Origin of the sequence: Gordonia aichiensis NBRC 108223, assembly GCF_000332975.1 — a bacterium.
Lineage (GTDB): Bacteria > Actinomycetota > Actinomycetes > Mycobacteriales > Mycobacteriaceae > Gordonia > Gordonia aichiensis.
Genome location: NZ_BANR01000007.1, coordinates 1 through 22809 on the forward strand (window position 1 = coordinate 1; position 22809 = coordinate 22809).

The window sequence follows — 22809 nt, forward strand, 5'->3', positions numbered from 1 at the left end:
GAGCCTAAAGATGAGCTACCGCAACAAGACTTATGTGGCCTTCGCAAGTGAAGACATCCACTATTACCGATTGATGACGGCTTGGAGGGAAAACAAGTCAATTGATTTCGACTTCGTCAATGCACACGACATCTACACTGCGCGTGACACCAGCACGCCTGACACCATCAAGCGCCGCCTGCGTGAGCGGTTGAATAACACAAAACAAGTCGTGCTACTCGGAAGCTCAGACGCCCGGCGTAAAGGCGGGAACGGGACGTCATTTCTTGCCTATGAAGTGGGAGCGATCCTCGCTCTGAACCTGCCCGTGGTCGTTGCGAACCTGAACGGATCCCGAGTAGGTGTCAGCGGCAACATTCCTGCCCCGTTCTCCGCGAACGACTACTTCACGATGTCGGTCTCGTTCGGCCCCACAATCATTAAATATGCACTGGACCACTATGTTCCCGACTTCGCCAGTTCGGACAAGACCGGCTCCTATCACTACAAAGAGTCGGTATACGAGAGCCTGGGATTGAATAACTAGTGCGATACAAACGGTCGGTGAGACGGTACGCCGAAGGACTGGCCCGGCGATTCCTCGAAGCATTGGGCGCGTTGGCTGTTCTGGCCGGGGCGGTCGCTCTTTTCGCTCCAGATCTGATCAAGGGCCAATGGTGGCTTCTTATCGTTGCCGGAGCGATCGCCGCCGCGTGGGCGCTGATCTTCCTGCGGCAGAAGGACCCCGAGCAGCGGTTTCCTGCAGAGAACATCGTCATCAGGCTTATCACGGGCGACTTGTTCGACCAGAAGGAGTCATCGCTGATCGGGATGACCACAACTTTCGACACCGAACCGGGCATCATCGATAGGGGGAGTGTCCAGGGCAACATGCTTCGGGTGATCTACGGCGATTCGCAATCGCGACTCGATGCCGAGCTAGCATCTGCGCTGGCAGGGACAGCGACCGTTGGAACGATTACGAAGCCGGGCAAGAAGGACGTCTATCCGGTCGGCACCGTCGCGGTCCTTCGGGGCCAGGGTACATCGCACTACTACTGTGTTGCCTACACAACCATGGACGAACACAACCGAGCCAAGGGGACGATCCGGGGAATTCTGGACAGCCTCGACAGCGTGTGGGACGCTGCCGACCGCTGCGGAAACGGCGAACCGATCTGCGTGCCGCTGCTCGGTCAAGGCCAGTCCCGAATACCCGAACTCACGGCAGAAGTTGCTGTCAGACTCATTGCCTTCTCTTTCCTGCTTCGCACTCGTCGGTCGCGATTCTCCAAAGAGTTGCGTATCGTCGTACATCCCAATGAGATCGGCAAGATCGACCGTACCGAGTTTCAGGCGTTCCTACGCTCGTTGGTCGCCGGATGAACGACACCGACAGCAGTCTCGACATCCCAGATCAGAAACCCTGCGCGTTCTGTGACTACCTCAGTGGGGCAAGGCCATTCACCATCCTATGCCGCAACAACCTGATTGCCGTGCTTGTCACAAGAGAGCAGCGCGGCATCGGGCACCTGCTCGTACTTCCGGTGCGCCACTACCCGACTCTGCTTGAGTCTGAACCTGACGAACGCCACGCGATGATGGACACCCTTGCTTGGGCGGCCGCGGCAATCGATGCTGCGTTCGAGCGTCCGGGAATCGCGGTTTGGCAGAACAATGGCACGGCAGCCCACCAAGCGATTCCACACCTCCACTTTCACATCGCCGGCACTCTGCCCGGCGGTGGCACTGACTTCGATGACGTTCCCGAACTCTCGGTGGAGCAAACCGATCAGATCGCCGCACAGATCCTGGCGGCAGCACCAATTAGCTCCGAACTCGGATTCACTACCGGGTAGATATTCGCACCACAGCGATGACAGGCACTACAACCTTGAGTTCACGTCATGCTGGTCGCGGGAGGGTGGCTGATTCGCCAGCTAATCCTCTTGCGACTCAGTCACCGCCAGCGATGCGCACGCCCCTAGTCCGTCAAGGTTGAAAATCGAGTGCAGATAAGGTCAGGCCGGGTCACACAAGACGATATCGTGGACCCACAGTGGGCGTGCGTCCGCGAGAAACCCATGTTGATGACGAGGTTCATGGATCGGCCCACCGCGAGTCATGGGTCGATCGCAAGTCGAACGGAGTGGCGTAACACGATGTCAGATCCAGATCGCTGGAAGAGCTTTTCTGAGGAAGAACTTCTCGAATATATTTCCGACCGCTTGCCCGAAATCAAACATTACATCAAGAATGCTGACTGGCGTGGTGGTCTGCAGAAGTCAGAGAGCGTTGCCTCCGCGGCCGACGAGCTCCTGGCGAGATTTAAAAACTACGACGGTGCAAAGTAACGTTGATTAATTCGTGAGGGCCTTAACGCCGAATTCAGCCAAGTTGCGTTCATTCCTTGAACTCGGAGTTGGATTGGTCTGATCGTTTGTAGTACCAGTTTCAACTGGTAACCTGTGCCGATGCAAGGGGATATGGACACCGAGCGACCGTCTGGCGATGACGATGTGAGTAAGCTCGCTGAAGCTTCACGCCGGGTGGCCGCGAGTAGGGCGGTCTCTCACCAGGTGACCGCCCTCCTTCAAGAGCAGGTCGAGGCGGCGTTGGCGAAGACGGATCGCAAGGCAGATATGCCGTGGGTAACGTACGTCAGTGTCACCAGCGGGTTGACGGGCGGCAATCTGGAGCGTCTGATGCCGCCGTGTGAGGCTCGGAGACCGGCTCCAGCGAGTGACGAGAAGCCGCGCACTCCTAAGCCGAAGAAGAGAGACGCTACCGCACCTAACGATCGCCCGGCCAAGTCCTTGACCGCAGACCGCGCCGAGGTCGATGGCTACCGCGAGGCCATGGAACCAGAGGCCGCAGAGTGCCGACTCCGTGAACTGCGAAAGGACGCAGGTTACACACAGACCGCCCTGGCGAAGCTCATCGGTGTGGGAAAAAAGCACGTCTCGCAGATGGAGCACGGGCAAATCGCCGCCGCGCGGATCGCGACTCTCCGCAAATATGTCGAAGCCACCGGCGGTGAACTGGAGGTGACCGTCAAACGATCCGACGGCAGTCGGGTTCCTCTAGCCATCTGAGCTGTGGCCCGTTAGTCCGCCTATTGATTGTTCAAGGCTTTCGCTCCAGGTACCGCATCCTCTGCTCCTCGAACTCCCAAAGTCCGAGAGCGGCGTCGTCGGTCAACAACTCCACGCCGAGCGTTGTGCACGTCAGCTGCAGTGCCGACATCCCCTGAGCTTCGAGCACAGCACCCAGACTCTCTACGCACTTCCCGCCGCTGATCAGCTTTCGCACCGACTCCGCGGGCATGACTGCAACGACCTCAGCATCGTCGACTGAGGCATCCTGAGCCAAAACGTCGTCGTCGACATCCGCATCCTTCAGCTTCAACAGCTTGACTAGGCCCTTCTTGCCCGTACGTTTGTCCTCGCGACTCATCGTCACCTGACGCCGGTTCAGGCTAAACGTCTCCCATTCCTCCCAATGAGCCTTGGCCCAGCCCCACATCTTGCGTAGCTTCGCGCTGCTCGCCACACCTAGCTTCGCGTTCATACTCATCATGTCTTCCAGCTCACGAACCATCCCGAGGAGCGCGAACGGCGTGTAGCCGCCTTGCGACGTCTTGCCCGTATGAGCCAACGCCTCCAACGCGAGACGCCGACCATCGGCCAACTGCGCTGCCGATCGCGCTCCACTCTTGGCGAGATAGTCTGCAAGACTTGGATTTTCGAGCATGGCCTTCTCGATGTCGCCTTCGTGGGCGGCGAGGTTCTCCAACTTCATTGCGCGCACATCAATGCCGTGCTCCCAACCCGCATCGAATCCAGCTCGACGAAGACCGGCCGTCCAGCGCTCAAACAGCCGAACTTTCAGCGAGGCACGCTCAATCGCCGTGAGCAGTCGCTGCTCAATGAAGTACAGGACGTGAAAGTGCACGTGCCAACCATTCTCCCAGGACAGTGTGCACTCCGTGGTCCTGTGGTATCCGGCGATAGCGAAGTCCGCCTGATCCCTCTTCCATGCGCGACCACTCACCACTCGTCGCTGCGCCGTCATCAACGCGTTCCAGACATCCTCCAGGGCGTCGTCCCGGTCATGCCGAACGGTGAAAGTCACCATCACGACCGAGTTCCCCGCAGACACCCAGCGCGCAATCCCGCGACCGAGATCCATCGCGCGCTTCACCGCAATCCTGTGCGCGCACACCGGACACGCCCACACGCTGCCGCACGTCGATAACCCCGCAACAGAGACATTCCCAGCCGAACCCACTTTGAACGCCGCACCATGCGGAAACGGAGTACCGCATTTGCGCACCCGGTCCAGAGTCGTGATCCGGCGGGCTGTCGCACGCCCCTTACCTCGCTCGTCGCGTGCCTCCGCACGAGCCCGACGTCGACTCCGCGCGTTGCCGTTGTGGTTGCGATCCGATCCGCGGAAACGTTGTCCGCGTTTAGTACCCAGGTCCACCCGGCCATTGCGCTGAACGCTCCGATTGCCTGCGCTCCCGCCGCTTCCGGCCTCCCGGCTCCCACTACGGCCCTGCCCCTCCCGGCCTCCCGCTCCCGCGCGGCCGTCGGGGCCCCACCCTCCGGGCACCCCACCGTCCGCGCTCCCGCTCCCGGCCTCCCGGCTCCGGTCCTGCGTTCCCGCCGTCCGGCCTCCACCGGCTCCCGCTCCGGCCAACTCCATGCCAGGAAGGGCGGGCTCAAAACAACCTGCGCTGCCGCCCGACCCCTCCGGGGATCGGTTGCCACTGGAATTGTTCTTCCGTGGCTCGTGCGCAGATACACTGGTAGTCGGAATCGACCGCATCTCGGCTCCCGTACCCCCGGCCAGTTACCGCTGGCGCGGGGGCTCCTATTTCGGGAGCTATCCATCAATCTGGGTCGGCCAAAGGTCGGCCAACCAGTGAAACGAGACAGTTCTCACCCGTCTCGTACGACGCGTAAGAACACCTATGACGTGCGAAAACCGTTCTAGCTCAGATGATCAACCATCTGAAAAGCGGAAGGTCGCCGGTTCGATCCCGGCCCTGGCCACTGAGAACAACCACCTGGCAACAGGTGGTTTTCTTGTATTCAGGCACTGCGTCACCGCGTCGCCCCGAGGCGTTCCACCGCGAACAGTTCTTCGCCGCTTTCGGGATGCCCGGGTAGCGTGCCGTAGGCGAATCCGGAGCGATCGGGTTCGTCGACGACGTACACCACTCGGCACGGGACGCGGATGGGTCCGAGAAACCATGCGGAGCACATCATTACCGTGCCCACCTGGGCCGACGGGGTGCTCGCCCGTACGGTTAGTCCAGCACCTCGGTGCATTTCGTACCGAAGAATCGCGTCCCCGATGGTCCTGAAGTCGGATTCGCCTCGGCCGACGACCCGTTCTGCCTGAAGTACGTGGGCATCTGAAGGGGGCACTCCGCGAGTAGCGCCGATCTCGTCGTAGGTGACTGACGCGCCGATCCAGTTGCCGAGGTCGGTCATACCCCGCACTGCCCTCGGTAGCGGAGTCTGCGGTATGCAGGCACTCGAGTCGGTCTGATCCGAGCGTCCGGTCTCATCCGAGTCCCCAGGTGAACCAGCACGCCACGAGGCCAACCGTGCCGCCGGCAACAGCGAATGCGATGGCGTATCCCACGCCGAAGCGTCGGGTGCGTACCGGGACGATCAGCGCGATCGCAGGGATCATCAACACGACCCACGCGACCAGCCAGGGCAGCCAGTACGTGGCAATGAGCGGTCTGCTCTGCGGGTAATCCAGCGGGGCCGCGGTCGGCTCCGGGAGGCCGAGCCAGTCGCGGCTGGTTCCCGCGAGCGGGGGCATGGCCACGAGCGCGAGGAGGACGCCTGCTGCCACAGCGACCGCATCGACGAGCTTGCGCGCGCGAACCGTCCGTACATCGGTCATCGCCTCATTCTAGGAACGCCGCGCGTGTGCGAACGACGACGTCGACCGCTCGTCGGCGTGATCGTCAGCGCCCGGAGCCGCCCATCGTGAGCGAGTGTCGGGTCATGGTCAACTGGATGTGTGACATCCATCGATCGCACGATTGCCACTGATCGCCTGGCGGCGCTCGAGCGCCGCGTCGTCGACGATCCCGCTGCGCGACCCGCTGCCGTCGCCATCGTGATCTCGAGTCAGGCGGACAGACAGGGGATCTGGATTCTGCGTCGCCCGCTGACCATGCGTAAACACGCCGCACAGTTCGCCCTGCCCGGCGGGCGTCTCGATCCGGGAGAAGGGGTCATCGACGCCGCGCTACGTGAACTCGAGGAAGAACTCGGGGTCACGCTCCATCCCGACGACGTACTCGGACTGCTCGACGACTACCCCACGCGGTCGGGCTTCTTGATGACGCCCGTCGTGTGTTGGTCTGACGAGGAGGTGCCACCTCCGACGCCGAGCCCGGCGGAGGTGTCGGAACTGTTCTTCGTGCCGCTCGACGATCTGCTCGACGAGCCGCGGTTCATCACCATCCCGGAATCGCCGCGCCCGGTGATCCAACTGCGCATCCCCGGCCTGCGTCGAGACCCCGACGACCACTCGCCGAGCGGGCGGTCGGCGTTGCTTCACGCGCCGACAGCGGCGGTGATCTATCAGTTCGTCGAGGTCGTCCTGCGCGGACGTGACACCCGAGTCGACGGCTATGAGCAGCCAGTATTCGCTTGGAAGTAAAAAATCTGACCCAGTGGAATGAAATCGGACCACGGTCCGTTTAGAATGAGCGATGGGCCGAGAAGACGGTCCACGGACCACAACCCGAAACAGACAAGAAGTCGAGGAGTTTCACCATGACCACAAGCACCGTCAAGGCCCCCATCGAGGCAGGCGTCTGGAACATCGATCCCACCCACTCGACCGTGGGCTTCGTCGTCAAGCACCTGATGGTGAGCAAGGTGCGCGGCAAGTTCGAAACCTTCAGCGGCACCATCACCGTCGCTGAGGACGGCACCCCGTCGGTGCAGGCCGAAATCGACGTCACCACCATCACCACGGGTAACCCGCAGCGCGACGGCCACATCAAGTCCGCTGACTTCTTCGATGCGGAGAAGTTCCCGAAGGCGACCTTCGTGTCGACGAGCGTGCGTCCCGACGGTGACAACTTCGTGCTGACCGGTGACTTCACCCTGCACGGCGTGACCAAGTCGGTCGACCTCTCGCTCGAGTTCAACGGCTCGAACGCCGGTATGGGACAGGGTGAGGTTGCGGGCTTCGAGGCCAGCACCGTGCTCAACCGCAAGGATTTCGGCATCGACATCGAGATGCCTCTCGAAGGTGGCGGTGTCGTCGTCGGCGACAAGGTGACCATCAACCTCGAGATCGAGGCGGTCAAGGCACAGGCCTGACCCCTCGCGAGACCGCTCGCCCTCATCGTCGGATCGGCGACGTGATGTGCGAGTTCGAAGCCGACGCCGTTCCTGCGTCCCCTTGGAACGGCGTCGGCTTTTGTCTGCTGTCACAATGAGTAGTCTTTTGTGACAGAACAGGCAGAAAGGCGTCTCGGTGCAACCGCAACGCTCCGGCGACCACGACGACAGGTGGTCTCGCGCGAGGCGTCGATATTCGACGTTCGTCTGGGGAGTCGAGCGTCCGCCGACATTGCGCGAATGGGGTGACATCGGCCGCGCGGAGCGCATCCGGCTCGCCCGCCGCGCGAGTCTGATCGCCGGCTCGGCAATCGTCGGCAGTAACGTGCTCGTCGGCCTCGAGACCTTTCTGCTGGTGCAACTCGCCTACAACGGCGGCCAGATGACCTTCGCCACGACGTTGGGCGCGCCCAACTTTCCGGCGGTGGTCGCGGCAATCGTCGTGGGTCTCGTGGTCAACGTGGCGCTCGTACTCGCCGTGATGGCACCACAGCTGCGGTGGTTCGTCAGCGGAGAGCAGGCCGACCGGGCTCGCAGGCGCTCGGTTCAGCGAATCCCCTTCGCGCAGGCGATGGCGACGATCGTCGGTTGGTTGCTGGCCGTGCTGAGTTACGTCGTGCTCTCGCTGGACAAGCTCAGCGCCGACGACCTCCTCGGTGTCGCAGTCGCCTTCGCGCTGGCCGGGCTGTCGCTGGGTTGCCTTACCTATCTCTTTGCCGAACGATCGGCACGTCCGCTGCTGATCATCGCCCTGCAGGATCACCCGGCAACCCATGCCGTGCAGGGCGTGCGAGCGCGCATGGCCGCGGTATGGGCGATCAGTTGTTTTGTCCCGATGATCGGACTGCTGATCATCAATGCGGGGCGCGGTTCGGGACTCCTGCCGCCGGCCGTCGGCCGCATCGATTGGACGACGGTGGTGCTCGCAGCCATCGGTCTCGCGGCGGGGGTCCGGGTCATCATGTTGGTCGGACAGGCCATCATCGACCCGCTCACCGAACTGCGGCACGCCGTCCAGCGTGTTCAGAACGGCGACCTGGCCACGCACGTCGACGTGTACGACTCGTCCGAACTCGGGGTACTGCAACACGGGTTCAACGAGATGGTCGAGGGGCTCGACGAGCGCGAGCGGATGCGGGAACTGTTCGCTCGTCATGTCGGAGACACCGTCGCGCAGCTGGCCATCGAACGCGGCGCGGGTATGCACGGCTCCAACTGCCAGGTAGGCGTGCTGTTCGTCGATATCGTCGGTTCGACGTCGCTGGCCGAGCACCGGGCACCGGAGGACACTGCGGCACTGCTCAATTCCTTCTTCTCCGTGGTCGCCGACGTGGTCGATCGGCACGGTGGTTTCGTCAACAAGTTCGAGGGTGACGCGGCGCTCGCCGTGTTCGGCGCTCCAGTCGAACTCGACGACCCGGCCGCCGCGGCGTTGGCCGCCGCGCGCGATCTGGCCAGGGGGCTGACCGAGGCACTCGAGATCCGGTGGGGGATCGGGGTCTCGTATGGAACCGTTTTCGCCGGGAACATCGGTGCAGAGCGGCGCTACGAGTACACCGTCATCGGCGACCCGGTCAACGAATGTGCACGACTCTCGGAAGCCGCGCGCGGCGGGCGCTATCCCGTCCTCGCCAGCGGAGCGGCCGTCGAGGCGTCGGAGCAGGAGAGCGAGCACTGGGCCGTGGTGGACCGTCGGGTCATGCGGGGACGCAGTGAGATCACCGAGATGTATGCACCCATCGGACTCGACGGCCACACGCCGTTGTCGATCGGAGGCCTGCTCTCGGGTTTGCTCGGCCCGGCGATCCGGATGGCGACCGGCTCGTCGAGACACTCCGACAGGTGACCCGACGCGCGTCATCGCGGTAGGTGCAGCGGAACGTCGGGAAGACGTGGCAGGTGGAGCTGGCCGTTGCGAAGTTCGTCGAGTAGCGCAACCAGTGGCGGTATGACCGCCTCGGCAGTGTCCGCGGCGTCGGCGGCACCAACGGCGGCACGCCGCGCATAGGCGTGTGCCGCGTCGCTGCCGGGCATGTCCGCGGCCCGCTCGACGTAGGGCGTCGGCGTCTCGCCGCGGACCACCTTGGCCATGTTCTCGAAGGCGTCGGAATCGGGATCGTTCCAGTACTCGCCGTGCCCCTTCAGCCCTTGCACCAAGCCGTGATTGTCCGGGTTGTGCTCGCCGTAGTATCCGGTGTCCATGCGGATGACGCCCTCGGCCGTGTCGGGATCGGCGCCATGCGGGTTGCCGGGCAGTGACTGCGACGCCTGGATGAGATCGCCCGGCGCCGTCAGCGAATAGCGCTCGACATCGCGGTTGCTCCACGGCGTATCGAATACCCCGGTGCCCGCCGACGACGCATAGATCACGCGGTCTGCCCGTAGTCCAAGCTGTTCGGCGGACCCGACGACGGATCCGCCGTAGGAGTGACCGATGTAGGTGGTCTTCGCGTCCGGGCATGTTGCCTCGATCTCGGCGTCGAGCGCGTGACCGAAACTCACCAACCCTGGTGCCATGTCGCGTGCCAGCTGCGGATCGAGAGCGGAGTCGTTGATCGACGAGGCCAGCGCGGGCGCCGAGCCCAATAGCGCACCGGGAACGATTCCCGCCGGACCCAGTGCGCGTGCACCGGCCGCCCCGCCCTTAAGAGCATCGGAGGCCACCTTGGGCCACTCCTCGTATCCCATCTTCTGCGGGAGGTTGCCGTCGGCGTAGACGAAGACGGGGCCACCGGTGCGCTTCGACAGGTTCCACGCCGACTTCGTGTTCGACGCGCTGTCGTTCATGTTCGTTCCCGTGCCCGGTACATACACCGCAGCGTTGGGCGTGCCCGGCCCCAATTGGCCGATCATCTCGATGAAGTGACCGTTCTCGGTGTTGTCGAAGACGATGAATGATCGCTCGACCAGGTGATCGTCCGCGCCATCGCCTGCGCGCGGATCGTCGAAGCCTTCGGCCTTATGCGGATCGGGAACCTGACGCAGGAACTCGATCAGTCTCCGTGCGCGGGGGCCGTTCCCGCGACCGGCTTGCCGTTCATCGGCAAGGGCGTTGCGGATGTTGACCTCGTTTGCGTTGGCACGCAACGGGAATGGCACGCCGTCGAGTCTGCCCATCGCGATCGGGTCGGCCGCGATGAGTCGTCGCACATCGGAAGGACTCATGGCCTCGAGCGTTGCGCGTATCTCTGTTGGTCGCATCGTCGACAATCGCCTGACCAGATCGTCGGCGTCGGCATACGTGCCGTCGGGGAGCCGGACATCGGGTTGTCCGTTGACCATCGTGGCGAGATCGGTGGCGAGGTCGGCGATCCGGTTCCCGTAGTCGGTGTCGTACACGCCGACCGTGTTCAGTCCATGCTGAATCTGCGCCTGCAGGCTCGAGGCCTTGTCGTTGTCGGCCGAGTTGTCGTCCGCGGAGTCATCGTCCGCGGAGTTCGCGACGCGGCTCACCTCTCCGGTGTCGGAGACGGTGAAGCCCTGGGCGAGTGCGCTCGCAACCTGGCGGAGGACGTAGTCGCGTGCATGCGCGATGTCGGCTGCGGCGTCCTTGGCCTCGTCGGCGATCTGGTTCAGCACGTTGCGCACTTCGTCGGCGTGATCGCGCTCCTGCGTCACCCGGACACAGGCGGCATCGTGCGCGGCGCCCCGCCAGAGCACCGCGCCGTCGAATGCGCGGATGGTGGCATCGAGTGCGGCGTCGAGAGTTGCGGCGGCGGACTGCGCAGCGTCGCCTGCGGCCGTCATCGAATCGGTGCTCCACGAGCGCAGTAGCGAGATGGTCGGAGACATCACCGCTCCACGAGGCTGCGCAACGATGCTGCGGCGGAGGCGTCGCCGGCGGTGGTCGAGTCGTTGAACGTCTGTAGGTGGTTGCCGAGGGTGCGTAGTCGCGTCGCAACGGACGCGAGGGTCGGGGACGCCGCAGAGTGTGCGCTGTGGAGTGCGGCCACGACGCTGCTTTCCGAACCGGTGGCCGCCGACAATGCGCCGAGTTCGATGTCGGCGACGGCGGAGCCCTGAGTGCGCCAGCAGGTCGCCATCGACGTGATCTCGTCGGGGTCGACACCGAATCGCAGTACACCGTAGATGCTGTCGGCCGTCTTCGTCACGAAGTCGGGCACGAGATCGCTCGGACTCATGGAGGCCCCCTGGGTCAGATGACTCCACCGGCCGGCGCCGGCGGCACAAACTCTGACGCGCGCGTGGGCGCGAAGGTTCCCGGTGATCTCGCCGGATTCACCACACGCCGGGTGGCCGGAATTGCACGCTCATCCGCGCACCGACGCCGCGGACCTTGGGCACCGCGTGCTCCCATGTGCGCTGGCAACTTCCGCCCATCACCAACAGGTCGCCGGCGGACAGCGTGAACTTCAACGACGTCCCGCCCCCGCGGGGGCGTAGCGCCAACGGACGTGGAGAGCCGAGTGACACGATCGCGACCATCGTGTCGTGTGTGGCGCCGCGACCGAACCGATCACCATGCCACGCAACCGAATCCGATCCGTCGCGATAAAGACAGAGCCCCGCCGTCGCGAAGCCTTCGGGTAGCTCGTCGCGGTAGTGGGCGGTCAACGCCGACCTGGCATCGTCGAGGAGCGGGTCGGGCAGTTCGTCGTGCGCACGGTAGTTGCAGACCAGCCGCGGGACGTCGACGACCCTGTCGTACATCCGACGACGCTCGGCTCGCCACGGCACCGTGGTGCGCAGTGCGTCGAACAGGTCGACGCTGCCGCTGATCCATCCCGGTCGCAGGTCCACCCATGCGCCGTCGGTCAGCGTGCGCCGCTCGACGTGGCGTCCGAGGTCACCTAACCGGGGTGACTCGGCATCGAGATCGAAGATCGATCCCTGGACTCCCGCGCTCATGGCCGACAGCCTACACCCTTATCGAACGCATGTTCGTAGACTGACGAGTGTGGATGGCGGTGGGACGTCGCTCACAATCGCGGCGCGAAGGTGGCACGACGCTGGAATCGATCTGTATACCGGAGCACAAGTGTTAGCCACTAACAGTTCCTAGGAGTTCGCTGATGGCGTCGTTGCTGTTCCGGGTGGGGCGATTCTCGTTCCGCCACAAATGGTGGGTGATCGGTGCGTGGGTGCTCATCGCGGCCCTGCTCATCGGGCTCGTAGGTGCGTTGAATCCCAAGTTCGCCAAGGACTTCGACCTCCCCGGAACCGACTCGGGAACCGCGACCTCTCAGGTCGAGGAGTACTTCCCGCAGGTCATGAAGCAGCAATCGCAGGCGTCGACAAGTGTCCTGGTTGCTGCCGACGACGGTGTGGCCAAGCATTCCGCGCAAATCGACGCTCTCGTGGCAGACCTGCACACGTTGCCCGACCTGACCGACAAGGCCACCGTCGTCAACCCGGTGACGGTCGCCGCGGCCAAACCCGAGCTCGCCTCGTCGGTCGTCGGTGACGGCGGCAGGGTCGGGTTGATACAGGTGCGGCAGAACATCGAACTCACCGATCTCACCGTCGACAACAAGAAGCAGCTCACCGACATCCTCGAAAAGCACCGCGGTGATGGGCTGCAGATCGAGGCCACCGGCTCGCTGATGAGCGTGATGGAGGCAGGCGGCAAGGCCGAGCTGATCGGCTTCGCCATCGCCTTCGTGGTGATGATCGTCGCCTTCGGTGCGCTGGTCGCCGCGTTCATCCCGCTGATCACCGGCCTGATGGGTGTGATGATCACGATCATGCTCCTGCGGCTGTCGGCCGAGGTGATGACGGTCAACGAGACCGCGACGGCCATCGTCACCATGCTCGGCATCGCCGTGTCGATCGACTACGCACTGTTCATCGTGTCCCGCTACCGCGGTGAGGTGAAACGCGGCGGTGACAGGGCCGACGCCGCCGGTCGCGCCGTTGGTACGGCAGGCTCGGCGGTGGTCTTCGCCGGACTGACGGTGATCATCGCCGTCGTCGCGCTGATGGTCGTCGGTATCCCGCTGATCACCCAGATGGGAGCCGGTGCAGCGGTCGCGGTGTTCATGGCGGTCCTCGCGGCGCTGACCCTGATCCCCGCGCTGCTAGGCGCCGTCGGCCGGTTCGCGTTCACCCCGCGCATTCCGTGGATCAAGCACGCCGAGGAGTCCGACACCGCGGACACGAACGGAGTCCGGTTCGGCCGCATGGTGGTTCGACGACCGATCCCGTTCATCGTCGCCGGTCTCGCTGTGCTGGTCCTCGCCGCGATCCCGGTCGGCAAGCTCCAACTCGGATTGTCACTCTCGAGCGACGACGAAGCGCCGGCCCAGGCGTTGTTGCAGCGCGGATTCGGCGAGGGCATCAACGGGCCGCTGCTCGTCGTGTTGCACTCCGAGAGCGGCACGGTGGAGAACGCGGCCACCGAGACCGTTGCGCACATCAAGACACTGCCCGACGTCGCCAATGCATCGACCCTCACCTGGATCGGCAACGGCACGACGCAGCCGAACGTCGGCGCGAACTCCGCGTTGATCTCGGTGACGCCGAAGAGTGCTCCATCGGACGAAGCGACGCACGATCTCATGGAACAGATCCGCGACTTCAGCCCCGACGCCGAACGAGCGGGAGCCGAACTTCACGTCGGTGGGCAGACAGCCATCATGTCCGACCTGTCGGCCAAGCTCGACAAAGCGCTGATCCCGTACCTGATCGTGGTCGTGGGGCTCGCATTCCTCATTATGATCGCGGTGTTCCGCTCGATCTGGGTGCCGCTCATCGGCACCATCGGATTCATCTTCTCGGTGCTGGCGACGTTCGGCGTGACGGTCGCGATCTTCCAGGAGGGATGGTTCGGCCTGATCGACAACACCAAGCCGATCCTGTCGTTCCTGCCGATCTTCCTGATCGGAGTGGTGTTCGGCCTCGCCATGGACTATCAGGTGTTCCTGGTGACCCGTATCCGCGAGGAGTACATCCACGGGATGAGTGCCAAGGATGCGATTATCGCCGGATATCGCCATGGCGCCCGTGTGGTGACCTCGGCGGCGATCATCATGATCAGTGTGTTCGCAGCGTTCATGCTGTCGCCTGACACGACGGCTAAGATGCTCGGCTTCTCGCTGGCGATCGCGGTATTGTTCGACGCCTTCATCATCCGGATGATCGTGGTGCCCGCTGTGATCACTTTGCTGGGCGACCGGGCCTGGGGTCTGCCACGATGGCTGGACAAGTTGGTGCCCAACCTCGACATCGAGGGGGAGACGGTGCGCGATCGCGGCATCCCGCAGGGAAGCGCCGACGAACCCCGCGAGGTCGCCGCGGCGTCGAGCTGACGGTTGGGACGAGACGAGGGGATCGTGATGGCTGAGGCGGTGAGCACGGCGGTGGTGGCTTCCGGGTCCGCTTCGGCCGTGCGTCCGGCCGGCGACGAGGTCGAGCGCCCCATCGGGCTGCGCGAGAAGCACAAACGACGCACGCGTGCGGCGATCCGCACAGCGGCGATGGAACTGTTCGACGCGCAAGGGTACGCGCAGACAACCGTCGCGCAGATCGCCGAGGCCGCCGAGGTGTCGCACACGACCTTCTTCCGTTACTTCCAGTCGAAGGAGCAGGTCGTCATCAACGACGACCTCGACGATGTGTGGCAGGAGTCGCTGACATCCATCCCGCCGGGGCTCGGACGATTCGACCTGCTGCGTGAGATCGTGCGCCGACTCGTCGGACTCGTCCTCGCCGACGACTGGGCGTCGGATCCCGCGCGGATGAAGCTCATCCAGTCCGAGCCCGCGCTACTCGTGGTCAACCAGGTCGAATCCGACCGAGCGATCTCCGAGGCAGCCGACTTCATCGCCGACTACCTCGGCGTCGATCGGGACAGCAGTCGGTTGCGTGTGTTCATCGCTGCGGTGGGCGGAATGATGTTCCACATCGCCAACGGAATCGACAACCCTCGCGACGGCAAGCTGCTCGACACGCTTCTCGAGGCGGTCGATCTCCTCGAAGCGGGACTACCCCTCTAGCGCTGCCGCGGCGCCGAGTGCCTCGCCCGCAGCATCGAGCGTGCGCGCCGCCTCGGCGGCGTCGATACGGGCCAAGCACTGTGCCGCGATGATCGCGGCCACGGTCAGCCGCGTGTGATGATCGACGACGCTCGGCGTCGCATCCGGTAGGAGGGCCTGCACACCGCGGAGAACCGCCGAAGCGAGTTCGGCGCGATAACTCTCGATGACGGCGTGCACGGTCTCGTCGGAGCCGATCGGTGTGGCAGACGCGGTCAGGATCAGGCACCCCGCCGGAGCTGCGCCTGTCTGGGCGATGGTCAGAATGGCATCGCGGAGACCCGCGAGGTAGTCGATGAGCGCATCGGGGGAGACCTCGTCGGCGACGAGGCCGGCCAGGCGCGGTCGGACGACTGTGTTCAGGTAGTCCTCGACGGCGGTGTCGAATAGTCCGCGCATGCTTCCGAAGGCGTGGTAGATACTCGACCGTCCCACGCCGGTCGCCTTCTCGATGTCGGTCACCGACACCTCGCCGAAGCCGCGGCGCCAGAACAGGTCACGGGCGGCACCGACGAGCTCGGCTCTGTCGAAGGTGGCGGTGCGGCCCATGGTGATCTCCTCGTTCGAGAATTTATTGCAACGACCATTCTACTATGCTTATAGTGTAACGACCAGTGCAGAACCGGAGGCAGGGAGAGTCGGATGATCGTGGCCGCAGTCGTGTTCGTGGGTGTGGCCGTCGTGCTGCACTGCTACATCTTCGTCATGGAGTCGCTGCTGTGGACCGCGCCGGCCACCCGACGTACGTTCGGGCTCTCGGCCGACGAGGCGGCCAACACCCGCGAGATGGCTTTCAATCAGGGCTTCTACAACCTGTTCCTCGCCGTGATCGCCGCGGTTGGGGCGGTGCTCGTCTTCACTCATCGCGACGTCGGTGCAGCGCTGATCTTCGCAGGCTGCGGCTCGATGGTCGCAGCAGGCCTGGTCCTGCTGGCGTCGTCGCCGACGAAGGCCCGAGCGGCACTGACTCAACTCGCGACACCGCTGGTGGCGGTCGTTCTGCTGGCCGTGGCACTCATCGCATGATCCGAACATCTGGTCCTGGACCCATGTACCAGACCTATTGAGCAGTCCCATCGATACGAAATACGAGGAGAGTGGACGTATGAGCACAACGAGCACGCAGATCCAATTGGTGAATCGCCCGGTCGGCTGGCCGAAGGACAGCGACTTCCGCACGGTGCAGGTGACGCTCGACGACCTCGCGCCGGGTGAGGTCCGCGTGGCCAACGAGTTCGTCTCCGTCGACCCGTACATGCGCGGACGCATGATCGACACACGCAGCTACATTCCACCGTTCGCGCTCGACGAGACGATGACCGGCGGTGCGGTCGGGCGGGTCGTCGAGTCGCGTTCCGACGACGTGCCGGTCGGTGCACTGGTCTTACATCAACTGGGCTGGCGCGACGTGGCGCAGGGGCCTGCCAAGGCATTCACCGTCCTTCCGGATCCGCCCACAGATGCCAACGGCGACAAGGCGTTCGACTCGTCGGTCTACCTCGGCGTGCTCGGCATGACAGGGCTGACTGCTTACGTGGGCTTGACCGAGATCGCGAAGATGAAACAGGGCGACGTTGTGTTCATCTCCGGTGCGGCAGGCGCGGTGGGAACCGCGGCGGGCCAGATCGCCCGACTACTCGGCGCCAAGGCGGTCATCGGCTCGGCGGGGAGCGCCGAGAAGGTCGAGTTACTCACCGGGCGTTACGGATTCGACACCGCGCTCAACTACAAGGACGCACCCATCCGCAAGCAACTCCGCGCTGCGGCGACCGACGGCGTCGACGTCTACTTCGACAACGTCGGCGGCGATCACCTCGAGGCGGCCCTCGACGTCTTCAACGACGGTGGCCGTGCGGCGCTGTGTGGCGCGATCGTCGCCTACAACTCCACCGAGCGGATTCCCGGGCCCGACAACATGTCCAACATCATCACGCGGGGGTTGACGTTGCGCGGTTTCACCGTGGGCCACCATTTCGACAAGGCGCCGGAGTTCACGGCGAAGATGTCCGATTGGCTGGCCTCGGGGGAGGTCGTCTATGACGAGACGGTCGTCGACGGGATCGACCACGCGGTCGATGCCTTCCTCGACATGATGCGCGGAGCGAATATCGGCAAAATGGTCGTGCGCATCTGACGCCTCGTCACAGTCGACGCAGACGTCGTGCGGCCTCCGCGATCACCTCGTCGCGCTTGGAGAACGCGAACCGCACCAGGTGGTTCCAGGGCTCTTTGTCGTCGGCGAACACGCTGACCGGGACCGCGGCGACGCCGATCCGCTCAGGCAACGCGAAGCAGAACTCGAAGCCGTCGGAATAGCCGAGCGGCCGCGGGTCGGCGCAGACGAAATACGTTGCTTCGCTGCGGTGTACGTCGAATCCGGAGTCGACGAGTGCCCGGGTCAGCAGGTCGCGTTTGGCCTCGAGTTCTGCTGCCGACCTGTGCACCCATTCCATCTCCGTGTCGAGCGCGGTGGCGACGGCGGGTTGGAACGGGCCGGAGCCGACGTAGGTCATGAACTGTTTCGCCGCACGCGCCGCCGCGACCAGTTCGGAGGGCCCGCTGATCCACCCGACCTTCCAGCCGGTGCAGTTGAATGTCTTTGCCGCGCTGGAGATCCGCAGTGTGCGCTCACGCATACCGGGCAGTGTGGCCAATGGCGTGTGGGTGCGCCCGTCGAACAGGAGGTGTTCGTAGACCTCGTCGGTCACCGCGACGACGTCGTGTTCGACGCACAGGCTCGCGATCGCCGCGAGGTCGTCGTCGGAGAGTACTGTCCCGGTGGGATTGTGCGGTGAATTGATCAGCGCCACCGAGGTTTTCGGACCGAAGGCGTCGGCGAGTCGTTCCCGGTCGAGGCGGAAGCCGTCTCCGTCGGAGACGAGCGGGACGACGCGACGCACGCCTCCCGCCATCGCCACGGTCGCCGCATAGCAGTCGTAGTACGGCTCGATCATCACCACCTCGCGGCCGGGCTCGACCAGGCCGACGATCGCACCCGCGATGGCCTCGGTCGCGCCGACGGTGATGAGCACCTCGGTGTCGGCGTCGTAGTCGAGCCCGTAGTGCTCGCGCTGGTGCCGGGCGACCGCTTCCCTCAGTTCGGGCACCCCGATGCCGGGCGGGTACTGGTTTCTCCCCGCCGAGATCGCGTCCTTCGCGGCGGTCAGCATCGACTCGGGGCCGTCGGTGTCGGGGAATCCCTGTCCGAGGTTCACGGCGTCGTGTTGCACGGCGAGAGCCGACATCTCGGCGAAGATCGTGCTGGAGAACGGACGCAGGCGCTCGACGGTCATGGTCCCAGGCTGTCACACGTCGGATGTTCGATGCACCCGCCGGCGCCTCGAACGCCGAGTCCACGCCGCGAACACCAAGTCGATGACAAGAACCCCGCAAGCTCACGGAGTGAATGTTGCCGTGGCGCCGACAGTCGGTGTCACCGTCGAGAGGATTCGCGATGTTCACTCCCGCCAGGACCCACGTCCTGCACGGCCCGCTCTGGCGCATCGGCTGGCGCCTCGGCGCGGTCGGCGCCTGCATGGGACTCACCCTCGTCGCCGCGTGCGGGGTCACGGTCGGCGACGACATGGTCGACGATGCAGCGGACGTCGACGTCGGGCACTGCGTCGCGATCGGAGCGTCGACCGACGACCAGGGGAACGTGAAGGCGACGCGCAGCGACTGCTCCGGGAACGATCTCACGTTCTACGTCGCGACCAAGGTCCCGTCCGACGCCGAGTGCGCGAGTAAGAACAGCGCAGGCCTGACATTCGACAAGGGTGACCGGAAGCTTTGCATGACACCGAATTTCGTTGCCGGACAGTGCTACCAGGTGCCGACACCGGGCGGTCGTCTCGTCGACTACCGTGAGGTCGACTGCGCCGCGACACCTCGCTCGGCTACGGTCGTCGCGCGCACGGTGCAACGCTCAGACGGCGGTGTCGAATGCGCAGACGGCCTCACGAAGTGGGAGTTCAGCGAACCGCGCTCGATCGGATACTGCCTCGAGGCGCTGGCATGAGCAGTCGGATCTGCACGAGCAGGATCAGCCTGCGGACTCCTCGCCGATGGCCGGGCCGAGCAGGTCGTCGGCGTCGGTGATGCGGTAGGCGTAGCCCTGCTCGGCGAGAAAACGCTGCCGGTGGGCTGCGTAGTCGGCGTCGAGGGTGTCACGCGAGACCACCGAGTAGAAGTGTGCCTGTCCGCCGTCCTTCTTGGGGCGCAGCAGGCGTCCGAGCCGCTGGGCCTCCTCCTGACGGGAGCCGAACGTTCCCGACACCTGCACAGCGACCGACGCCTCCGGCAGATCGATCGAGAAGTTCGCGACCTTCGAGACGACGAGCGTCTGCAGCTCACCGGAGCGGAACCGGTCGAACAGCGCCTCGCGCTCCTTGTTCTTGGTCGAACCCTGGATGACCGGGGCGTCGAGCTCCCGACCTAGTTCTTCGAGCTGATCGATATATGCGCCGATGACCAGCGTCTGGGAGCCCGCGTGCTTGGCCAGGATCGATTTCACGACATTGACCTTGGTGTGTGCCGTCGAGCAGAGCTTGTACTTCTCCTCGTTCTCGGCGACGGCGTACTGCAGGCGCTCCTCGTCTGTCAGGGTCACCCGTACCTCGATGCAGTCGGCAGGTGCGATCCACCCCTGCGCCTCGATGTCCTTCCACGGGGCGTCGTATCGCTTGGGTCCGATGAGGCTGAACACGTCGCCCTCACGTCCGTCCTCACGGACCAGCGTCGCGGTCAGGCCGAGCCGACGCCGCGACTGGAGGTCGGCGGTCATCCGGAACACCGGTGCGGGTAGCAGGTGCACCTCGTCGTAAACGATGAGACCCCAGTCGCGCGAGTCGAAGAGATCGAGATTCTTGTACTCGCCCTTCGACTTTCGCGTCATCACCTGATAGGTGGCGATGGTGACGGGACGGATCTCCTTACGCTCGCCCGAATACTCCCCGATCTCCTCCTCGGTGAGCGACGTGCGCGCGATCAGCTCACGTTTCCACTGCCGTCCCGCGACGGTGTTCGTCACCAGAATCAAGGTGGTCGCCTGCGCCTTCGCCATCGCGGCGGCGCCGACCATCGTCTTACCCGCGCCACACGGGAGTACGACGACGCCCGAACCTCCCGCCCAGAACGAGTCGGCGGCCATCTCCTGATAGTCACGCAGATGCCACTCGTCCTGTTCCAGGGTGATCGGATGTGCCTCGCCGTCGACATACCCCGCGAGATCCTCAGCCGGCCAGCCGACCTTGAGCAGCACCTGCTTGAGACGGCCGCGCTCGGAGGGATGCACGACGACCGTGTCGTCGTCGATCCGCGCACCCAGCATCGGTGCGACCTTCTTGTTGCGCAGGATCTCCTCGAGTACCGCACGGTCGAAGCTCACCAGTGTCAGGCCGTGCACCGGGCTCTTCACGAGTTGCAGTCTTCCGAAGCGGCCCATCGTGTCGACGATGTCCATCAGCAACGGCTGGGGCACCGCGTAGCGCGAGTAGGAGACGAGCGCGTCGACGACCTGCTCGGCGTCGTGGCCCGCGGCGCGTGCATTCCACAGCGCCAGCGGCGTCACCCGGTAGGTGTGCACGTGCTCGGGAGCACGCTCGAGTTCTGCAAAGGGGGCGATCGCACCGCGCGCTGCCGCGGCATCGGGGTGATCCACCTCGAGGAGCAGCGTCTTGTCGGATTGCACGATCAGGGGTCCATCAGTCACCCGGTCGATTGTATGCGCGCGGCCGTCGGCGGTGGCGGGTCCGGTGGTCGGCGCACGCGCTCCGGCGCTATGTCCGTAATGCGCCCTATGTGCGACTGTCGCAGGTGAGGGCCCCGGCGTAGGCTATCCGGAGTACGGACCTCCGGATAGTTCCACGGACCTCGAGACAAGCGAGTCACCAGCAGATGTCCACTTCTGAGTCTTCATCGACCACCGAATCGCCCACAGAGATGTCGGCGACGGCCCGATCAGCCGAACCCGATCCCCGGCGCTGGAAGGCGCTCGTCTTCATCTGCATCGCGCAGCTGATGGTGGTGCTCGACGGCACCGTCGTCCAGATCGCGCTGCCCGATGCGAAGGTCGACCTTGGTATCAGCGACGCCAACCAGCAGTGGGTCATCACGGCCTATGCGCTGGCGTTCGGCGGGCTGCTGCTGTTCGGAGGCCGCATTGCCGACCTGTGGGGCCGTCGTCGCTCACTGATGGTCGGCCTCGTCGGCTTCGCGCTGGCATCCGCGCTCGGTGGAGCAGCGGTCAACCAGGGCATGCTGTTCGGATCGCGCGCGCTGCAGGGCGCATTCGGCGCACTGCTGGCTCCGGCAGCGTTGTCGTTGTTGACCGTCATGTTCACCGAACCGAAGGAACGCGCCAAGGCGTTCGGCATCTTCGGCGCAATTGCAGGCGGCGGTGCAGCGGTCGGTCTGCTGCTCGGCGGATTCCTCACCCAGGTCCTCGATTGGCGCTGGACCATGTACATCAACGTTGTGTTCGCCGCGATCGCACTCTTCGGCGCGATCGTCGAGATCAAGGAGCCGCCGCGCGCACACAATCACGCTCCGGGCTTGGACGTGCTCGGCGTGATCCTCGGCGGAGGCGGACTCGCACTGGTCGTCTACGGATTCAGCCGGGCAGCAGAAGAGGGCTGGGGCGACACGGGGACCATCATCTGTCTGACCGCCGCGGTGCTGTTACTGGTGGCATTCGTCGCATGGCAGGCGCGCAGCAGTCATCCGTTGCTCCCGCTGCGTGTCGTTGCGAACCGTGCGCGTGGCGGCGCCTACCTCGCCGTCGGATTGTCGGTGGTCGCGATGTTCGGCTCGTTCCTCTTCCTGACGTTGTACATGCAAGTGGTGCATCACTATTCGCCGCTGATGGCAGGTGTGGCGTTCCTGCCGATGGTCGGCGGCATGCTGGTCGGGTCCACCCAGATCGCGGTGCGGCTCATCACGCGCGTGCCGCCGCGGTTCCTACTCGTGCCCGGCGCGCTGCTCGCGGCGTGCGGGATGCTGCTGCTCAGTCAGATCTCGGCCGAGTCGACGCGGTACTGGAGTGTTGTCTTCCCTGCACTGTTCCTCCTCGGCATGGGAATGGGCACCGTCTTCATGACGTCGATGAACCTGGCGACCTACGGTGTCGAACCGCGTGACGCGGGCGTGGCGTCGGCCATGGTCAACACGTCACAGCAGGTGGGCGGTGCCATCGGTACAGCGCTGCTCAACACGATCGCGGCCACCGCGGCGGCGTCGTATGCGACGGCTCACCTGGCGTCGGTCCGCGGACCTGCCGATGCGAAAGCGATGCAGGCGCAGGCGCTCGTGCACGGGCAGAGCATCGGGTTCTACGTTGCCGCAGCCATCCTCGCGGGCGTCGCGGTTCTGACGGGCCTGCTGATCAACGTCAAGCGACCCATCGGCGACGCACACGACGCCGAGCCGGAGGCCGCGCTGGCGGGGTGACT

The 22809-nt window shown here is 64.5% G+C and carries 23 protein-coding genes; 14 read left to right on the forward strand and 9 right to left on the reverse strand.

Annotated elements, in window-relative coordinates; all coding sequences use genetic code 11:
* The 5 genes from GOACH_RS10195 to GOACH_RS24250 form a co-directional block, all read left to right on the forward strand.
* On the forward strand, positions 1 to 526 hold a 526-nt coding region (locus tag GOACH_RS10195), incomplete at its 5' end, for a TIR domain-containing protein (RefSeq protein WP_245551872.1).
* A gap of 17 nt (positions 527 to 543) precedes the next feature.
* Positions 544 to 1365, forward strand: a complete 822-nt coding sequence (locus GOACH_RS10200; RefSeq protein ID WP_217999514.1) for a macro domain-containing protein — start codon at positions 544 to 546, stop codon at positions 1363 to 1365.
* Entirely contained in the window at positions 1362 to 1838 is a 477-nt protein-coding gene (locus GOACH_RS10205) for an HIT family protein (RefSeq protein WP_005174206.1), read from the forward strand. The genes GOACH_RS10200 and GOACH_RS10205 overlap by 4 nt, the downstream gene beginning before the upstream one ends.
* A 303-nt stretch (positions 1839 to 2141) precedes the next feature.
* Complete coding sequence (locus tag GOACH_RS23715; protein WP_156525565.1) at positions 2142 to 2333, forward strand: hypothetical protein; 192 nt, start codon at positions 2142 to 2144, stop codon at positions 2331 to 2333.
* 225 nt (positions 2334 to 2558) lie between these two features.
* Positions 2559 to 3074 (forward strand): helix-turn-helix domain-containing protein, encoded by a 516-nt coding sequence (locus GOACH_RS24250; protein WP_231895604.1) that lies wholly within the window; start codon positions 2559 to 2561, stop codon positions 3072 to 3074.
* A gap of 31 nt (positions 3075 to 3105) precedes the next feature.
* Here the strand turns inward: GOACH_RS24250 and GOACH_RS23980 are convergent, their stop codons facing one another.
* From GOACH_RS23980 to GOACH_RS10230, 3 genes are all read right to left on the reverse strand, one after another.
* Complete coding sequence (locus GOACH_RS23980; RefSeq protein ID WP_005174213.1) at positions 3106 to 4812, reverse strand: protein rep; 1707 nt, start codon at positions 4810 to 4812, stop codon at positions 3106 to 3108.
* 278 nt (positions 4813 to 5090) lie between these two features.
* Positions 5091 to 5483 (reverse strand): DUF1990 domain-containing protein, encoded by a 393-nt coding sequence (locus GOACH_RS10225; protein ID WP_005174214.1) that lies wholly within the window; start codon positions 5481 to 5483, stop codon positions 5091 to 5093.
* 73 nt (positions 5484 to 5556) lie between these two features.
* Positions 5557 to 5907: a hypothetical protein gene (locus GOACH_RS10230; protein WP_005174215.1), complete on the reverse strand. Its 351-nt coding sequence runs from the start codon at positions 5905 to 5907 to the stop codon at positions 5557 to 5559.
* Positions 5908 to 6027: 120 nt separating this feature from the next.
* On the opposite strand from GOACH_RS10230, the gene GOACH_RS10235 reads away from it, so the two are divergent.
* From GOACH_RS10235 to GOACH_RS10245, 3 genes are all read left to right on the forward strand, one after another.
* Positions 6028 to 6675, forward strand: coding sequence for an NUDIX hydrolase (locus tag GOACH_RS10235; RefSeq protein ID WP_005174216.1), 648 nt, complete (start codon positions 6028 to 6030; stop codon positions 6673 to 6675).
* Positions 6676 to 6791: 116 nt separating this feature from the next.
* Positions 6792 to 7346 carry a YceI family protein gene (locus GOACH_RS10240; RefSeq protein WP_005174217.1) on the forward strand — a complete coding sequence of 185 codons (555 nt, stop codon included), beginning with the start codon at positions 6792 to 6794 and terminating at the stop codon, positions 7344 to 7346.
* A 157-nt stretch (positions 7347 to 7503) separates the two neighbouring features.
* The gene (locus GOACH_RS10245) at positions 7504 to 9213 is read left to right on the forward strand and encodes an adenylate/guanylate cyclase domain-containing protein (protein WP_174320827.1); all 1710 of its coding nucleotides are present in this window, start codon (positions 7504 to 7506) and stop codon (positions 9211 to 9213) included.
* Positions 9214 to 9224: 11 nt separating this feature from the next.
* On the opposite strand, the gene GOACH_RS10250 is transcribed toward GOACH_RS10245, so the two are convergent.
* The 3 genes from GOACH_RS10250 to GOACH_RS10260 all read right to left on the reverse strand — a co-directional run bounded on the left by GOACH_RS10250 (position 9225) and on the right by GOACH_RS10260 (position 12236).
* On the reverse strand, positions 9225 to 11159 hold the full coding sequence (locus tag GOACH_RS10250) for an alpha/beta hydrolase (RefSeq protein ID WP_005174219.1): 1935 nt from the start codon (positions 11157 to 11159) through the stop codon (positions 9225 to 9227).
* The gene (locus GOACH_RS10255) at positions 11159 to 11509 is read right to left on the reverse strand and encodes a hypothetical protein (protein WP_005174222.1); all 351 of its coding nucleotides are present in this window, start codon (positions 11507 to 11509) and stop codon (positions 11159 to 11161) included. Before GOACH_RS10255 ends, GOACH_RS10250 begins: the two co-directional genes overlap by 1 nt.
* Before the next feature lie 97 nt (positions 11510 to 11606).
* The gene (locus GOACH_RS10260) at positions 11607 to 12236 is read right to left on the reverse strand and encodes an alpha-ketoglutarate-dependent dioxygenase AlkB (protein ID WP_005174224.1); all 630 of its coding nucleotides are present in this window, start codon (positions 12234 to 12236) and stop codon (positions 11607 to 11609) included.
* Between the two features lie 164 nt (positions 12237 to 12400).
* Between GOACH_RS10260 and GOACH_RS10265 the strand changes: the two genes are divergently transcribed.
* Together GOACH_RS10265 and GOACH_RS10270 are read left to right on the forward strand one after the other, a co-directional pair.
* On the forward strand, positions 12401 to 14635 hold the full coding sequence (locus GOACH_RS10265; protein ID WP_005174226.1) for an MMPL family transporter: 2235 nt from the start codon (positions 12401 to 12403) through the stop codon (positions 14633 to 14635).
* A gap of 27 nt (positions 14636 to 14662) precedes the next feature.
* The gene (locus tag GOACH_RS10270) at positions 14663 to 15322 is read left to right on the forward strand and encodes a TetR family transcriptional regulator (RefSeq protein ID WP_005174228.1); all 660 of its coding nucleotides are present in this window, start codon (positions 14663 to 14665) and stop codon (positions 15320 to 15322) included.
* On the opposite strand, the gene GOACH_RS10275 is transcribed toward GOACH_RS10270, so the two are convergent.
* Entirely contained in the window at positions 15311 to 15910 is a 600-nt protein-coding gene (locus tag GOACH_RS10275; RefSeq protein WP_005174229.1) for a TetR/AcrR family transcriptional regulator, read from the reverse strand. The two genes, GOACH_RS10270 and GOACH_RS10275, sit on opposite strands and share 12 nt — an antisense overlap.
* A 93-nt stretch (positions 15911 to 16003) precedes the next feature.
* On the opposite strand from GOACH_RS10275, the gene GOACH_RS10280 reads away from it, so the two are divergent.
* Together GOACH_RS10280 and GOACH_RS10285 are read left to right on the forward strand one after the other, a co-directional pair.
* A complete protein-coding gene (locus tag GOACH_RS10280; protein ID WP_005174231.1) occupies positions 16004 to 16387 on the forward strand; it encodes a DUF1304 domain-containing protein in 384 nt (127 codons plus the stop codon).
* Between the two features lie 79 nt (positions 16388 to 16466).
* Positions 16467 to 17495 (forward strand): NADP-dependent oxidoreductase, encoded by a 1029-nt coding sequence (locus tag GOACH_RS10285; RefSeq protein WP_005174233.1) that lies wholly within the window; start codon positions 16467 to 16469, stop codon positions 17493 to 17495.
* 7 nt (positions 17496 to 17502) lie between these two features.
* Here the strand turns inward: GOACH_RS10285 and GOACH_RS10290 are convergent, their stop codons facing one another.
* Positions 17503 to 18654, reverse strand: a complete 1152-nt coding sequence (locus GOACH_RS10290) for a pyridoxal phosphate-dependent aminotransferase (RefSeq protein WP_005174241.1) — start codon at positions 18652 to 18654, stop codon at positions 17503 to 17505.
* Positions 18655 to 18815: 161 nt separating this feature from the next.
* Here GOACH_RS10290 and GOACH_RS10295 point away from each other — a divergent pair, with 161 nt between their 5' ends.
* Positions 18816 to 19379 (forward strand): hypothetical protein, encoded by a 564-nt coding sequence (locus GOACH_RS10295; RefSeq protein ID WP_005174242.1) that lies wholly within the window; start codon positions 18816 to 18818, stop codon positions 19377 to 19379.
* Between the two features lie 24 nt (positions 19380 to 19403).
* Here the strand turns inward: GOACH_RS10295 and GOACH_RS10300 are convergent, their stop codons facing one another.
* Entirely contained in the window at positions 19404 to 21071 is a 1668-nt protein-coding gene (locus GOACH_RS10300; protein WP_005174246.1) for a DNA repair helicase XPB, read from the reverse strand.
* A 230-nt stretch (positions 21072 to 21301) separates the two neighbouring features.
* On the opposite strand from GOACH_RS10300, the gene GOACH_RS10305 reads away from it, so the two are divergent.
* On the forward strand, positions 21302 to 22807 hold the full coding sequence (locus GOACH_RS10305) for an MFS transporter (RefSeq protein ID WP_005174249.1): 1506 nt from the start codon (positions 21302 to 21304) through the stop codon (positions 22805 to 22807).
* Positions 22808 to 22809: the final 2 nt, after the last annotated feature.